Origin of the sequence: Sorangium sp. So ce176, from assembly GCF_051519835.1 — a bacterium.
GTDB classification, from domain to species: domain Bacteria; phylum Myxococcota_A; class Polyangia; order Polyangiales; family Polyangiaceae; genus Sorangium; species Sorangium cellulosum_G.
Genome location: NZ_CP150371.1, coordinates 4,432,890 through 4,446,912, shown reverse-complemented (window position 1 = coordinate 4,446,912; position 14,023 = coordinate 4,432,890). Strand labels below are relative to the sequence as shown.

General features: G+C 72.6%; 11 protein-coding genes and 1 pseudogene. 6 read left to right on the top strand and 6 right to left on the bottom strand.

What is annotated here, in order from left to right:
* Nucleotides 1-100 precede the first annotated feature (100 nt).
* Nucleotides 101-886: a CBS domain-containing protein gene (locus WMF42_RS16455; RefSeq protein ID WP_437692983.1), complete on the top strand. Its 786-nt coding sequence runs from the start codon at nucleotides 101-103 to the stop codon at nucleotides 884-886.
* Between the two features lie 171 nt (nucleotides 887-1,057).
* On the top strand, nucleotides 1,058-1,477 hold the full coding sequence (locus WMF42_RS16450; RefSeq protein WP_061608384.1) for an outer membrane protein assembly factor BamB family protein: 420 nt from the start codon (nucleotides 1,058-1,060) through the stop codon (nucleotides 1,475-1,477).
* Nucleotides 1,478-2,330: 853 nt separating this feature from the next.
* On the opposite strand, the pseudogene WMF42_RS16445 reads toward WMF42_RS16450, so the two are convergent.
* The 4 genes and pseudogenes from WMF42_RS16445 to WMF42_RS16430 all read right to left on the bottom strand — a co-directional run.
* A pseudogene (locus WMF42_RS16445) lies at nucleotides 2,331-2,765 on the bottom strand (HIT family protein); the annotation flags it as partial.
* Between the two features lie 5 nt (nucleotides 2,766-2,770).
* On the bottom strand, nucleotides 2,771-3,064 hold the full coding sequence (locus WMF42_RS16440) for a type II toxin-antitoxin system RelE/ParE family toxin (protein WP_061608386.1): 294 nt from the start codon (nucleotides 3,062-3,064) through the stop codon (nucleotides 2,771-2,773).
* Nucleotides 3,054-3,350 (bottom strand): type II toxin-antitoxin system Phd/YefM family antitoxin, encoded by a 297-nt coding sequence (locus tag WMF42_RS16435; protein WP_155798406.1) that lies wholly within the window; start codon nucleotides 3,348-3,350, stop codon nucleotides 3,054-3,056. Before WMF42_RS16435 ends, WMF42_RS16440 begins: the two co-directional genes overlap by 11 nt.
* A 91-nt stretch (nucleotides 3,351-3,441) precedes the next feature.
* Nucleotides 3,442-4,644, bottom strand: coding sequence for an FAD-dependent oxidoreductase (locus WMF42_RS16430; protein WP_437692980.1), 1,203 nt, complete (start codon nucleotides 4,642-4,644; stop codon nucleotides 3,442-3,444).
* 97 nt (nucleotides 4,645-4,741) lie between these two features.
* On the opposite strand from WMF42_RS16430, the gene WMF42_RS16425 reads away from it, so the two are divergent.
* Complete coding sequence (locus WMF42_RS16425) at nucleotides 4,742-5,713, top strand: LysR family transcriptional regulator (RefSeq protein ID WP_063815798.1); 972 nt, start codon at nucleotides 4,742-4,744, stop codon at nucleotides 5,711-5,713.
* A gap of 149 nt (nucleotides 5,714-5,862) precedes the next feature.
* On the top strand, nucleotides 5,863-7,065 hold the full coding sequence (locus WMF42_RS16420) for a cytochrome P450 (protein WP_437692978.1): 1,203 nt from the start codon (nucleotides 5,863-5,865) through the stop codon (nucleotides 7,063-7,065).
* 47 nt (nucleotides 7,066-7,112) lie between these two features.
* On the opposite strand, the gene WMF42_RS16415 is transcribed toward WMF42_RS16420, so the two are convergent.
* On the bottom strand, nucleotides 7,113-9,440 hold the full coding sequence (locus tag WMF42_RS16415; RefSeq protein ID WP_437692976.1) for a nitric-oxide reductase large subunit: 2,328 nt from the start codon (nucleotides 9,438-9,440) through the stop codon (nucleotides 7,113-7,115).
* Nucleotides 9,441-9,646: 206 nt separating this feature from the next.
* Between WMF42_RS16415 and norR the strand changes: the two genes are divergently transcribed.
* Nucleotides 9,647-11,194, top strand: coding sequence for a nitric oxide reductase transcriptional regulator NorR (gene norR / locus WMF42_RS16410; protein ID WP_437692974.1), 1,548 nt, complete (start codon nucleotides 9,647-9,649; stop codon nucleotides 11,192-11,194).
* Between the two features lie 1,101 nt (nucleotides 11,195-12,295).
* Nucleotides 12,296-12,961, top strand: a complete 666-nt coding sequence (locus WMF42_RS16405) for a histidine phosphatase family protein (RefSeq protein ID WP_437692972.1) — start codon at nucleotides 12,296-12,298, stop codon at nucleotides 12,959-12,961.
* Here WMF42_RS16405 and WMF42_RS16400 read toward each other — a convergent pair.
* Entirely contained in the window at nucleotides 12,930-13,964 is a 1,035-nt protein-coding gene (locus WMF42_RS16400) for a phosphotransferase family protein (protein ID WP_437692970.1), read from the bottom strand. The genes WMF42_RS16405 and WMF42_RS16400 overlap by 32 nt on opposite strands.
* Between the last annotated feature and the right edge of the window lie 59 nt (nucleotides 13,965-14,023).

Genomic DNA, 14,023 nt, shown 5'->3' with positions numbered 1-14,023 from the left:
GCGCCGGAGCGGGCGATGCCGCGGCGGCGCGTGGCACGGACGGTGCTCAGCGCATGACGGGCCTCGAGCGAAGGACGCCGGGGCAACCGGAGAGACGACGATGACGAGCCCTGGACCGATCGACGGAGAGCACCCCATCCCGCACCACACGATCCGCAGCGCGCGCATCGTCGGAGACGACGGCGAGGCGTCGGTCGTGGCGACCGTCTACTGTCCGGTGCAGGAGCGCTCGACCACGGTGCCTGAGTGCGAGTCGTGCCATCGCTTTCACGCATTGCATTTCGACGCGACCGCGCGCACGACGTCCGTCCTCTGTCATACCGGCCCGGCGGACCGGGGCGCCGAGCGCGCGGATCTGCCGCGTGGCATGGGCAGGCCGCTGGATCCGGAGACGCCGCTCGCCGGCATCATGACCAGGGACGTCCTCTGCGTCCGGCCGGAGGTCACGGTCGACGAGATCACGGCCTTGCTCGTGCGCCACGGGATCAGCGGGATGCCTGTCGTCGACGCGGACGGCAAGCCGGTCGGCATGGTGTCCCGGGCCGACGTGCTCCGTGCAGCGCAGGAGCGCGGCGACACGGAGGAGTCGGAGCGGCTCACCCTGCGGCCGGACGACATCGCGCCGCTCGACATCGAGCAGGGCTTTCACGTCTACGAGCCCGTCAGGGCCACCGCGCGCGACGTGATGACGCCCGTCGTGGTGCAGGTGCACGAGAGCGCGAGCATCCGCCAGGCCGCGTCGCTCATGGCCTACGAGGGCGTGCACCGGCTGCCTGTCACCTCGGACGACGGCAAGGTCGTCGGCATCCTGTCGTCTCTCGACGTGCTGCGGTGGTTCGGCCGGAGCTGCGGGTACCTGATCCCGCCCGCGCGCAACAGGGCCTGAGGCGCTGCAGCGGTGAAGGGTCGCTCCTGGCCCTGTGGAAGAAGGCGGCTCAGGGCCTCTCCACGAGCCTTCGCGCGCCGCGTCCCGGCGCGACCGCGCGCGTGCTCATAGCTTGCCGCGCCGACGCCGGGCGGATGCTACGCTGCGTTCGTTCAGGAAGGGAGGCGACGAATGAGCGAGTACCGGACGACCGCGCCGAAGCCCGTGTTGGTGGCGGCGTTCCTGGATCATCTCTTCGGCGTGGATCCGGTCACCGGGCGCATGCTCTGGGAGCACAAGCTGGACGGGATGATGCAATCGTCCACCGCGCTCCTGATCACGCCCACCACGATCTACGCGGCGAGCTTCAGCAGGATCACCTGCCTGCGTTACCCGACGGGCGAGCTGCTCTGGGAGGCAAAGACCGCCGTGAGCGGTCGCGCCACGCTCCTCCTGGAAGGTGACCGGCTCTTCGTCGGCAAGCAGGGCGAGATCGAATGCTTCTCGATCACCGGACAGAGCCTCTGGCACAACCGGTTCAAGGGCAAGGGGATGGGCCCGGTCGCCCTCGGCGTGCCGGACAATGTCGCCCAGTCCGACGACAAGGACTGACGGGCGCGCCGAGATCTCGAGGTCCAGAGAGGGTGCGCTCACCGCTGAGAGCGACAACGCCAGGCCGCTCTCCACTTCATCACGTCGCCCCCGCCCCGGCAGCCTCCGCCTCGAGCACAAGCGCCCATCCTGTATCGATCCACCGGGTCGCCGCCCTCGGCGTCCCCTCCAGATAACGCAGACGGTTGACCCGCTGCTCGTCCAGCAGGCCTCTGTTCTTCCTCACATCATCGCGCCCGACGATCACCCAGGCGAGATCGGTCAGCAGCCCCCCCGCTTCGGTCCGACCGACGATCCGGCATCGCCTGCCGTACCGCTCCACCATCGCGCCCGCGCCTGGCCGGCGGAGCAGCTCCTCGACGAGCGCCCGAGCGCGTTCGCGGGCCCCGCCTGGCAGCGTTCGGGACACCCCGCGGCCCGAGCCCAGGGCGCGGTAGGCTTGGTGATCGATCCCCGGACAGGCCCAGAGCCCCTCGTCCTCGAGATAGCGGGCCACCCCCAGGTATCGCCAGGCGGACTCGCCGGGCAGCCGCACGAGGACGAAGGCGGTCTCTCCGGGGCGGCGCTCCTGGAGGGATAGAGGCGCTCGAATGCGGTCGGGCGCGACGAGCGCCCCGGGACCCGGCCGCCGCGCGCAGATCGGGGAAAGCGACGAGCCGGCCGCGCGGCACCCCGGAGGCTGCGTCAGGGCTCTCCGGCTCGGCCCAGAGGCCGTCGGGTGAACGCGCGAAGCGGACGTGGAACGCCGTTCCGGGCTGGCCGGCGGCGGGGCCGAACCAGCCGCGCAGGAGATCCGGGAGATCGTTGCGCTGCGAGCCCACCCGGGACGAGCAGCTTCCGATCGATGCCGGTTCGGCGCGATGTGCCGCAGGAACGGGTCTTCTGCGCCGCCCGTCGCGAGCGGCGAGGGTCTTCCTGCGAGGTAGTTCCCCTTGCCCGGGATGACGTGGCGCACGCCGCCGCGCGGGTCGTCCACGTCACCGCGAAAGCGGGGAATCACGTGGACGTGCAGGTGCATCACTGTCTGCCCCGCGGCCTCGCCCGCGTTGATGCCGATGTTGTAGCCGTCCGGCTGGAGCTCGGCGTCGAGCTGCCGCTTCACCGCGTCGACGAGCTCGAAGATCGCGGCGCGCTCCTCGGCGGTGGCGTCGAACCAGGTCGGGACGAGGCGGCGCGGGACGACGAGCGTGTGGCCAGGGCTGACCGGGAAGCGGTCGCGCAGGGCAAAGGCGAGCGCGTTGCTCGCGACCCACGCCGATCCAGGCGCCTCGAGGAAGGGGGAAGTCACCAGCGTCAGCGCAGCCGGCTCGATCGCAGCCGCCGGTGGCCCTCGAGCACGGTGAGCACGATGACGCGCTCCGGCTCCACACGATAGATGACGCGATAGCTCTTCAGGAACACTTCTCGGATGTCGGGATCCTCGATCTCCGGAACGACGCGACCTGCACGGGGATGGGCCGATGCCCTGTCGGCCTTGCTGATGAGCTTGTCAATCCAGGCTTCGGCGGCCTTCGGGTCGTCCCGCGCGATGTAGGCGCAGATGTCCTCGAGGTCGGCGAGCGCCTCGGGCGACCACTCAGCGGGCACCTGAGCTCGCTCGGATCTTGGCCTTGAGCCGCGCGCGAACCTCGCTGGAAGGGAGGGTTCCTTCCCTCTCGACGCTCGCGATCCCGGCCGCGACCTTGGCCTTGACGAGCTCTCGGCGCTCGATCTCCTCGAACGCGTCGGGGGTGATCACGACCGCAGCCGGCTTGCCGTTCTGGGTGATGACGAGCGGCCGCCGGGTCGCGTGGAGCTGCCGGAGGAGCTCGGACGCGTGCGTCTTGAACTCACCGATCGGAACGATGTCCTCTGCGACGTTGATCTTCTTCATCGGGGCCCTCGAGCTCGCGGTCTGGTCCAAATTACGACCATCCGCTCCAGCCCGCAACGTGCGCCGGGCCCGATCCCCGCCCCTCCCGCCGCTACGCCGCCCGCGCCTCCCAGTCGATCCGGTACGCGTACGCGCGCTCCTGCGCCGCGGCGCCGAGCCGCAGGAACAGCGGCAGCGCCCTGTCGCGCAGCCACTCTGCCACCGGCCCCGCGACAGCCTTGCGGTTGCCCATCCGCCGCGCCTGCCGGACGATCGCCTCGACGCGCGGCCGCCGCGCTCGCTCGAACGCCGCGAACGCCTGCTGCGGGTCGGGCTCGTCGCGGAGGCACCGCGCGAGGAGCATCCCGTCTTCCATGGCCAGCGAGGCGCCCTGACCGGCGTGCGGCGTCGTCGCGTGCGCCGCGTCCCCGATGAGGCACACCCGGCCGTCGTGCCAGCGCGGCATCGTGAGGATGTCGTGGAGCGGCCACGGCCCGAGCACCTCCGGCGTCGCGCGCACCACGTCGGCGATCCAGCCCGGATCGCCCTCGTGCAGCGCCAGGATGCGCTCGCGGAGCTGCCCCGGCGCGGCGCCGCTCCCCGGCTCGGGCTCCCCGCCGTTGTGGAACCACCAGATCTCGCCGTCCGGCGCCGCGAACGCGCCGAAGAACGCGCGCCGGCCGAACACCATCACGCTCCAGCCCGGCTCGATCGGCGCGCCGGGGCAGCGCGCGAACCCGCCGAAATCGAGGAGCCCCGTGTACCCCGGCGCGGGCGCGTCGGGCACCGCGCACGCCCGCGTGCGCGAGCGGAACCCGTCGCACCCGATGAGCACGTCCCCGCGCGCCTCGCCGCCCCCGCCGCCCTCGCCGAACCGCGCCACGACCTGGCGCGGCTCCGACCTGTCGACGTCGGTGAGCCGCATGCCGTACCGGATCGCGACGCCGCGCCGGACCGCCTCCTCCGCGAGCGCGGCGTGCAGCGCGCCGCGCCGGATCATCACGAGCCCCGCCCCGAACCGCCGCGCCGCCTCGCGCTGGTCGATCTCGCCGATGCGCCGGCCGCGCGCGTTCTCGAACCGCATCCCCACGAAGGGCGCGCCCCGCGCCTGCACCGCCTCCGCGACGCCCAGATCGGCGAGCACGTTCATCCCGTTCGGCGCGATGCCCAGGAAGGCGCCCTCCTGCTCCGCCGGCGCCTCCCGCGCCTCGAAGATCGTCACCTCCACGCCGATCCGCCGCAGGAACATCCCGAGCACCGGGCCCGCGATGCCCCCGCCGATCACGATCGCGCGCCGCACATCCCGCTGTGTCATCCCGAAACCTCCTCTCGATATCTCGATGTCCGGGCCAGCATGGGCGCGACTGGCGCTCATTGCCAGTGATGATCCGTGATGGTAATCGTCACTGACAGTGAACTTATCGGCGATCGACCTCAATCTGCTGCTCGTCCTCCACGTGGTGCTCGAGGAGCGGAGCGCGGCGCGCGCGGCGCGGCGGCTGCGCGTCACGCCGTCGGCGGTGAGCAACTCGCTCGCGAAGCTGCGCGCGCTCCTCGGCGATCCGCTGGTCGTGCGGAGCGGGCGCGGCCTCGCGCCGACGCCCCGCGCGCTGGAGATCGCGCCGCGGCTCCGCGCGGCCTTCGGGGAGATCGCGGGGGCGATCGAGGGCGAGCGCTCGTTCGACCCGAAGGCGACCACGCGCGCGTTCGCGATCGCATGCTCGGACGTCGACCAGATCTGCAGCTTGCCCGCCATCGCGCGGTCGTTCGCGGCGGAGATGCCGCGCGCCGCCCTCCGCGTCGTCAGCGTCGACCACCTCGAGGCCGCCGGCGGGCTCGGCGGCGGCGAGATCGACGCGGCGATCTCGCCCGCGCACCCGCTCCCGCCCGGCCACCACGCCGCGGACCTGTTCGAGCAGGACAGCGTCTTCGTCGTTCACCGCGAACACCCGTGCGCCCGCCGCCGGCTGACGCGCGAGCGATTCAACGCGATGCGCCACATCGACATCCACGTCGCGCTCGGGCGCGGCGGCATCGGCAACCGGGCCGCCCAGGAGATGCTCGCGGCCCACGGGCTGCGCCGCGAGATCGCCGTCACCGTCCCGACCTTCTTCGCCGCCGCCATCGTCGCCGCGAGCACCGATCTCGTCGCCGGCATGCCGCGCCGCCTGGCCGAGGCGCTCGCGCATGTCGCGCCGCTCGCCATCGTCGAGCCGCCGGGGCCCGGGATGGTCTTCCGCATGCAGCTCGTCTGGCACGAACGGACGCACCTCGACGAGGGCGCCCGCCGCTTCCGCGAGATCGTCATCGCCGCCCTGCGCGCGCCCGCCCGCGCGCGGGCGGGCGCGCGCAGGGCAGAGACACGACAGCGCTCGCCTCGATGATCTATTGCGTGGAACGCGCGGCGCGTGGCATATCTGAATTGGGGCACGGCGCCTTACACAACGGTGGCGCTCCCCCGATCGAGAAGTCCGCTCTTCGGATGGCTGCCCCGAGCGCCCCGCGCTGAACGGGCGGCCGGGAGGCAGCTCCGATGAATCGTCCGATTGATGTGCTGGCGCCGGAGTTCCGCGCGAACCCGTACCCGGTTTACGCCGAGATGCGACGCGCGAGCCCCGTCTGCCAGGTCGAGCCCGGCGGGATGTGGCTCGCGACCCGGTATGACGACGTGCTCTTCATCCTGAAGACCCCGGGAGTCTTCTCCTCCGAGGGCTTCAAGGCGACCCTGGAGCCGCCCTGGGTCGGATACAACCCGCTCGGCAACTCGATGATTGCCCTGGACCCGCCGTCGCACACGCGGCTGCGCGCCCTGATCCATCGCGCGTTCGGGGCCGCGACCGTCGCCCGGATGGCCCCGCGCCTCCACGCCGTCGCCGCGGAGCTCGCGGACGGCCTCGCGGGCGAGGTCGACTTCGTCGAGGCGCTCGCGAACCCGCTGCCGGCGTTCGCCATCGGCGAGATCCTCGGCTTCGATCACGCGCTCCGAGCCGACTTCAGGCGGTGGTCCGACGATATCGCCACCATCATGCCCGAGCCGCTCGACCCGGAGCAGGCCCGGCGCGTCCGGACGACCATCGCGGATCTGACCAGGTACATGATGGCGGTCATCGAGCAGCGGCGCCGCGCGCCCACGGACGATCCGGTGAGCGATCTGGTGCGCGCCGAGGTCGACGGGCAGCGGCTGACGGACGCCGAGATCGTCGAGTTCCTCTTCCTTCTCCTGATCGCCGGGCTGGAGACGACGACGCATCTCCTCGGCAACTCGCTGCTGTTCCTCGCCAATCACCCCGACATGATGGAACGGCTGCGCGCCGACCCCGCCCTGATCCCGCTCTTCGTCGAGGAGATGCTCCGCTTTGATGGCCCGATCCACATGGTCCCCCGGATAACGACCACCGAGGTCGCGATCTCCGGGGTGACCGTGCCGCGCGGCGCGCTGCTGCTCCCGGTCCTGGCCTCGGCCAACCGGGACGAGAAGCGGTTCAAGGATCCGGATCGTTTCGATTTGCACCGTGGCGCGCAGGGCGCGCTACCGTTCGGCCACGGCATTCACTTCTGCATCGGCGCGGCGCTGGCCCGGCTGGAGGCCCGGGCGACGGTGGAGGCCGTGATCGCGCGGTACCAGCGGATCGAGCGCGTCCCCGGGGAGATCCGCTATAACCACGTCTTCACGATCCGCGGCCCCGTCGCCTTGCCGCTCCGGTTCATCCCCGCGGGCAGCGCGCCCGGCGCCTGATGTCCTGAGAGAACCTGGTTTGCTCCACGCGACCGCCGGGCGCAGGGTCAGGCCGCCGGAGCGCGGCTCGCGACAGGAGCGGGCAGCGCTTCCGCCTCGCCCGCCTCGCCCGCCGCCTCGGGCCTCGCCGAGGCGGCGCCCGCCGGCCGGCGGGTGAAGAGCCCCGCGACGAACCAAACGAAGGCCGCCACGCCGACGATGAACAGGGTGTCTCCGACGAGCCGCATCCAGCGCAGCGCCTCGAGGAGCGGCTGCTGCAGGAACTCCGCGCTCCGCGCATACCACAGCCCGCGCTCGACGCTGGCCCACGCCTGCGCGAGCCCGATCGGCAGGAGGCTCAGCAGGATCATCAGCCCGAGCCCGCCGTTCATCCCCCAGAACGCCACCCGGAGCCGCGCCTCGCTCCAGACGGCGTGCGGGAACAGGCGGCGGAACATCACGAGCACGAGGCCGAGCGAGAGCAGCCCGTAGACCCCGAAGAGGGCGGCGTGCGCGTGCACGGGCGTCGTGTTCAGGCCCTGCATGTAATAGAGGGCGATCGGCGGGTTGATGAGGAACCCGAACACGCCCGCGCCCACGAAGTTCCAGAACGCGACAGCGACGAAGAACTGGATGGGCCAGCGATAGGCCTGCATCCAGGCGCTCCGGTCCTGCATCCGCCAGGTCTCGTGCGCCTCCATCCCCACGAGGACGAGCGGCACCACCTCCAGGGCGCTGAAGCTCGCGCCGACGGCCATCACCGAGACCGGCGTGCCGCTGAAGTAGAGGTGGTGGAACGTGCCGGGGATGCCCGAGACGAGGAAGATGCAGGTGGACAGGATCGCGGCGCGCGCCGCGCTGTCGGGCCGCACGAGGCCGAACCGCGTGAACAGGAACGCGATCGCCGCCGTGGCGAAGACCTCCATGAACCCCTCGACCCAGAGGTGCACGACCCACCAGCGCCAGTACTCCATGACCGACAGGTGCGTCTTCGCGCCGTAGAACAGGCCAACACCGTAGAACATGCCGATGGCCACCGTCGCGCCGGTGAAGAGCAGCACGATGTGCCGGCCCATGTCGCGCCGCGCGAGGGCGGGCCAGAGCGCGCGCAGCATCAGGAAGAGCCAGAGGATGAGGCCGCCGAAGAGGGCGATCTGGAAGGCGCGGCCGAGGTCGACGTACTCGTAGCCCTGGTGTCCGAACCAGAAGGACATCTCGAGGGCGAAGCGCTGCTTGACCGACAGCCACTCTCCGGCGAGCGAGCCGAAGACGACGAGGACGAGCGCCCCGAAGAGGACGTTCACGCCGAGCCGCTGCCCCTTCGGCTCGCGCCCGCCCACGGCCGGCGCGAGGAAGAGCCCCGCCGCGAGGAAGGCCGTCGCGATCCAGAAGACGCCGAGCTGGACGTGCCAGGTGCGCGTCACCGCATACGGGAGGTAGTCCGCGACAGGCAGCCCGAAGACCTCGTGTCCCTCGACCGTGTAGTGCGCCGTCAGCGCGCCGAGCGCGACCTGGAGCACGAGCAGCGCGACGACGACGACGCAGTACTTGCCGACGGCGCGCATCGACGGGGTGAGCTCCCACCCTCCCAGCGGATCGCGCGCCGGCGCGGGGGCGGGCGGCTCCTCGCCGCGGCGGAACGCGTGATACCAGACGAGGGCGCCGATCCCGGCGAGCAGCAGCACGATGCTCACGATCGACCAGATCACGTTGGGCGTCGTGGGGACGTTGCCGATGAGCGGCTCGTGAGGCCAGTTGTTCGTGTAGCTCGCGCCGGTGCCGGGGCGCTCCGCGGCGCAGGCCCACGCCGTCCAGAAGAAGAACGCCGTCAGCTTGTCGCGCCGCCCCGCGTCGGGCACCGCGCCCGTGTGCAGCGCGTAGCTCTCGCGCAGGCCGGTGAGGCCCGGCTCATCGCCGAACAGCGCGCGGTAGTGCGCCGCCGTCTGCTCGATCGCCGCCGCGCGATCGTCGGACACCGTGAGCGTCCCGGTCGCCGGGTCGAACCCGTTGTGGCGCATCGTCTTCTGGAGGCGGGCCTTGAGCGCGGCCTGCGCCTCGTCGGGCAGCGCCGCGAACGGCGCGCCGTGCTCTCGATGGCTCCAGATCGCGAGGAGCGCCTCGGCCTCGCGGTGGAGCCAGTCGGCCGACCAGTCCGGCGCCTGGTAAGCGCCGTGCCCCCAGACGCTGCCGACCTGCTGTCCGCCGATGCTCTGATAGACGAGCTGCCCGTCGAGGAGCTCGTCCTTCGTCAGCAACACCCTGCCGGACGGCGTCTGCACCCGCTCCGGGATCGGCGGGGCCTTCCGGTACACCTCCCGTCCCATGAAGCCGAGAATCAAGAATCCAGCGGTGATGACGGCGGCGAGCGCCAGCCAGAGTCGCCTTAGGCTATGCATATCGACCTCGTTGTTCGCGTGAGCAGCGGTGCCCCCGCGCCTCCCGCGGCGCGGCGCCTGGTGCTCCGGTCGTGACACGAGGCAGCAAAGCAGGCGGCGTGCCTCACCTACAAGTAACTGTTTTCTTTGACTTAAATCACAGTCGTTGCTGTTTTCGCAACAACGCGCCGTTGTCAACCGAACAACGTCGTTGTACATTCGACAACATGCCGAGTCTGGAGGCGCTGCTCTCTGTCGCGCTCGATCTCACGACGTCGCTGGGGGCCGAGGATCGCTACAGGCGCCTGCTCGAGGCGGTGCGGCAGGTGGTGCCGTGCGACGCGGCGTGCCTGATGCGGTATCAGAACGGCGTTCTCGTGCCGCTCGCGGCGCACGGGCTCGCGCCGGAGGCGCTCGGGCGCACGTTCCGCGCGCGGGAGCACCCGCGGCTCGACATCCTCTGTCACGCCGCGGCGCCGGTGCGCTTCCCGCCGGACACCGATCTTCCGGATCCGTTCGACGGGCTCCTCGCGTCGGACGCGACCGCGCTGGCGCACGTCCACGCCTGCCTGGGCTGTCCGCTGCGCGTCGAGGGCGCGCTCCTCGGGCTGCTCACCGTGGACGCCCTCGATCCGCGCGCCTTCGAGCGGGTCGACGAGGACACCCTCTCGTGGCTGGGCGCGCTGGCAGGGGCGGCGGTGCGCACGAGCCAGCTCATCGACGCGCTCGAGCACAGCGCCGAGCGGCTCGGCCTTGTCGCCGACGACCTCCGGCGGTCCGCGGAGCGCGAGCGGGGCGCCGGAATGCTCGGGACGAGCCCGGCGATGCAGAGGCTGCGCGACGAGATCGCGCTCGTGGGGCCGTCGGATCTCACGGTGCTGATCACGGGCGAGACAGGCGCCGGCAAGGAGCTCGTCGCGCGCGCCGTGCACGCGGCGTCGGCGCGGCGGGGCGAGCCGCTGCTCCACGTGAACTGCGCCGCGCTGCCCGAGTCGGTGGCCGAGAGCGAGCTGTTCGGCCACGTGCGCGGCGCGTTCACCGGCGCGGAGCACCACCGGCCCGGCAAGCTCGAGGTAGCCGACAAGGGCACGCTCTTCCTCGACGAGATCGGCGAGCTGCCGCTGTCGATCCAGCCGAAGCTCCTGCGCGCGCTGCAGGAGGGCGAGGTGCAGCGGGTCGGCGCCGACCGGTCGCTGCGCGTCGACGTCCGCGTCATCGCGGCCACGAACCGCGACATCGAGAAGGAGGTGGCCGAGGGCCGCTTCCGGGCCGACCTGTTCCACCGGCTCAACGTGGTTCGCGTCGCCGTGCCGCCGCTGCGCGAGCGGCGGCGCGACATCCCGCTGCTCGCCGGCCATTTCTGCGACGAGGCGCGCGCGCGGCTCGGCGTCGGCCCGGTGCGGCTCACGCCGTCGGCGCGCGCGCTGCTCGTGAGCGCTTCCTGGCCGGGCAACGTGCGCGAGCTGGAGAACACGCTGTTCCGGATGGTGCTGCAGGCGTCGCGCGGCGTGCCCCGCGGGGCGCCCGTCGTCGTCGAGCCCGGCCACCTCGGCGCCGGCCTCCCGGCGGCCGCGGCCGCCGCCGGCCGCGAGGCGCCGGAGGAGGCGCCGCTGCACGCGGAGGCGCCGCTGCACGCGCAGGTGGACGCGTTCCAGCGCGGCCTCATCCAGCGGGCCGTGGCCCGGCACGACGGCAACTGGGCCGCCGCGGCGCGCTCGCTCGGCATGCACCGCAGCAACCTGCACCACCTCGCGAAGCGGCTCGGGCTCCGCTGAGGCAGCGCGCGCCCGCCGCCGCGCCCCGGAGCGGCGGCGGCCCGGCCTGGAGCTCCTCATTCCTCCAGGATAAAGCACATCCCGTCGAGGCAAATACAGGTGTCGGACCAGCCGCAGTCCGTGCAATCGCTGTCCTCGTTGCATTCAGCGCCACGGCACTCGCCTGCGCCGTCGCACTCGGACAGCCCGTCGTTGCACGGGCTCCCCGGCGGAGCGGGCTCCTCCACGCAGCCGCCGGCGATGCAGAGGCTGTACTGACAATCCGTCTCAGGGCAATCAAGGTCGTTCACGCACCCCGCCGACACGCATCTGCCGGCCTCGTCGCAGACGCCGCCTGCACACGACGATCCTGGCTGGGGCGCGTGCCTGGGCGTCGTCCCGTCGCAGTCGTCGGCGGTGCACGGATTGCCATCGTCCGGAAGCTCGTCCGCGGGGACCACGACCCGGGCGCCGTGACCATCGCAGACGGTGCGCTGACAGTCGCCGTCCGCCGGCTCGATCTCGGTGCCTTCCGGGAGCGGCGCCATACCACACCGGCCGTCGACGCACGCCGGGATCTGGCATGACTCCGACGAAGCAGGGCAATCGGACGGCGTGGTGCAGCTCCCCCCGGAACCAGGGCTCGATCCGCCATCTCCGACGGAGCCGCCGCCCCCCTGATCACCGAAGCTGCGCTCCTGGGCCTCGCAGCCGACCACGGAGGCAGAGAGCGTGGCGAGCGCGGCGACCAGGAGGAGTGGAAGCGATGCGGCCACGTTGCGGCGAGTACAGCAACGCTGCCTATTTCCAGGAACATGAGGCGACGACATGGGCCGTATTGTAATGCAGATAGCTCCCCCGGGCGAAGCTCGCGGCCACCCTCACCGCGAGCGGGGCGCGCGTATCCAGAGGTCCTCCGCGAGGCCCGTGGTGGCGGCTCATCATGCGTTCTGCGGATGCGGCTCCTGCGCTGGATGACGCTGGGGCTCCTCTGCGCGGCCCGCGGAGACGCGGCCGAGAATCCACGAGCCCGCCCGGCTCGGCGCGAGACGACCCCACGCGCTCGCCCGGGCGACCGCTCGCGCTAGGCTGGCGCCGAGCAGCCCTGCTCGCGCCTGAGCCATGCAACCCAGCCTCTTGATCCTCGTGCGCCACGGCCGCACCGCCGGCAACCGGGCCGGCCCCGGGACACCGATGAGCGGGTGGACCGATACGCCCCTCGACGCGCAGGGCAGGCACGAGGCCGAGGCGCTGGGCCGCCGCCTCGCCGCGGGGCCGGCGTTCGACGCCGTGTACGCGAGCCCGCTGAGCCGCGCGATCGAGACAGCGCAGATCGCGGCGGGCGCGTGGGGCCCCGTGCGCCCGCACGACGGGTTGCGCGAGATCTCCTGCGGCGACGTGGACGGCGCGCCGATGGAGGACGTCAAGGCGCGCCACGCCGCGCTCTGGGAGGCGAACCTGCGCCAGGACGACGACGACTTCCGCTGGCCCGGCGGCGAGAGCTACCGCGAGCTCCGCGCCCGCTGCCTCGCCGCCGTCTGCTCCATCGCCGCGGCCCACCCGGGGCAGCGCGTGCTCGTGGTCACGCACGCGGGCGTCATCGGCCAGATCCTCGGGGCGCTGCACGGCATCCCGCCGGCGCGCTGGGAGGCGTTCCGGCCCGGCAACGCCAGCCTCACGGCGGTCTCGTGGCAGGGCGAGCGCGGCGTGCTGCTGCGCTTCGGCGACCGCGAGCACCTCGACGGCCGCGAGCGCGTCAGCTCCAGCACGCGTCCGCCCGACGGATGACGCGCAGCCAGTCCGCCGCGTTCCGGGCCGCCGCCGCGCGCGCCTCGGGCGCAGCGCCGGGCTGGCCCGCCGCGCCCGCGCCCGCGAGCAAGAGCGAGAGGTGGTACCCGAGCGCCCCCGCGAGCGCGTTGGACGCGGCCGCGAACCAGTAGGCGTCGCGCAGCGGCCGCGTCAGCGCGGGAGAGAGGCCACGCGCCGCGAGGTAGCCGCCGAGCAGCGTGTCGTGGCGGCGCCTCGCCTCCGGCTCCCAGTAGCCGAGGGCCTGGAGCCACGCGCTCACGTCCTCGAGCGGAGAGCCGACCCGCGCGCGCGCCCAGTCGAGCAGCACCGGCTCCGCGACGCCGCCGCGCCGGCGGATCATGACGTTGCCCGGGTGCACGTCGCCGTGGATCACGGCGCTGCCGAGCGGCTGGAACGCGAGGAGCTGGCGGCGCATCACGGGCAGCGCCGCGACGACCCGCCGCAGCGCGGGCAGCGCCCGGGCGAGCGCGGGGACCTCGTCGCGAGGCACGCGCTCGGCCAGCGAGAGGGTGCTCCGCGCGGCGGCGAGGTTCTCGGCCTCGTAATCCCACGCCGGCAGGGGGGCTCCCGTCGCCGTCTCCCCGTGGAACCGCGCCAGCCGGTCGAGCACCCGGGCGGTGTGCGCGCTGTCCGTCCAGGGCCAGGGGTGCGCCGGGACGATCCGCTCGAGGAAGAGCAGCCAGCGCCGGCGCCCGAGCCGCTGCGCTCCGAGCAGCTCGGGCGAGAAGCGCCGCGCGACGGAGCTGGACAGCCGCCGGTAAACGGTCACCTCGCGCGCCGTCGCGCCGCGCGCGAGCTTGGCCACCAGCGCCACGCGGCGCGGCCTCGCGCCGCCCCGCAGCCGCGCGGTGATCAGCGCGACGTCCGAGCAGAGCCCGCCCTGGATCGGGCGGATGTCGATGGCCGCGTCGCAGAGCGCATCGCCGTGCCGCGCGACGAGAAAGGCCGCCACCGCGGCGAGATCGAGAGCATCCTGCGTCATCCATCACCTCCCGGACCTGACGATGCGTCGCGGCCAGCTCACATTCCACGCTGCGCATC

What these genes read in the sequence shown, in the direction of transcription:
- WMF42_RS16455 (WP_437692983.1), top strand. Translation starts at nt 101, where the DNA reads ATGACGAGCCCTGGACCGATCGACGGAGAGCACCCCATCCCGCACCAC.
- WMF42_RS16450 (WP_061608384.1), top strand. Translation starts at nt 1,058, where the DNA reads ATGAGCGAGTACCGGACGACCGCGCCGAAGCCCGTGTTGGTGGCGGCG.
- WMF42_RS16435 (WP_155798406.1), bottom strand. Translation starts at nt 3,350, where the DNA reads ATGAAGAAGATCAACGTCGCAGAGGACATCGTTCCGATCGGTGAGTTC.
- WMF42_RS16430 (WP_437692980.1), bottom strand. Translation starts at nt 4,644, where the DNA reads ATGACACAGCGGGATGTGCGGCGCGCGATCGTGATCGGCGGGGGCATC.
- WMF42_RS16420 (WP_437692978.1), top strand. Translation starts at nt 5,863, where the DNA reads ATGAATCGTCCGATTGATGTGCTGGCGCCGGAGTTCCGCGCGAACCCG.
- WMF42_RS16415 (WP_437692976.1), bottom strand. Translation starts at nt 9,440, where the DNA reads ATGCATAGCCTAAGGCGACTCTGGCTGGCGCTCGCCGCCGTCATCACC.
- norR (WP_437692974.1), top strand. Translation starts at nt 9,647, where the DNA reads ATGCCGAGTCTGGAGGCGCTGCTCTCTGTCGCGCTCGATCTCACGACG.
- WMF42_RS16405 (WP_437692972.1), top strand. Translation starts at nt 12,296, where the DNA reads ATGCAACCCAGCCTCTTGATCCTCGTGCGCCACGGCCGCACCGCCGGC.
- WMF42_RS16400 (WP_437692970.1), bottom strand. Translation starts at nt 13,964, where the DNA reads ATGACGCAGGATGCTCTCGATCTCGCCGCGGTGGCGGCCTTTCTCGTC.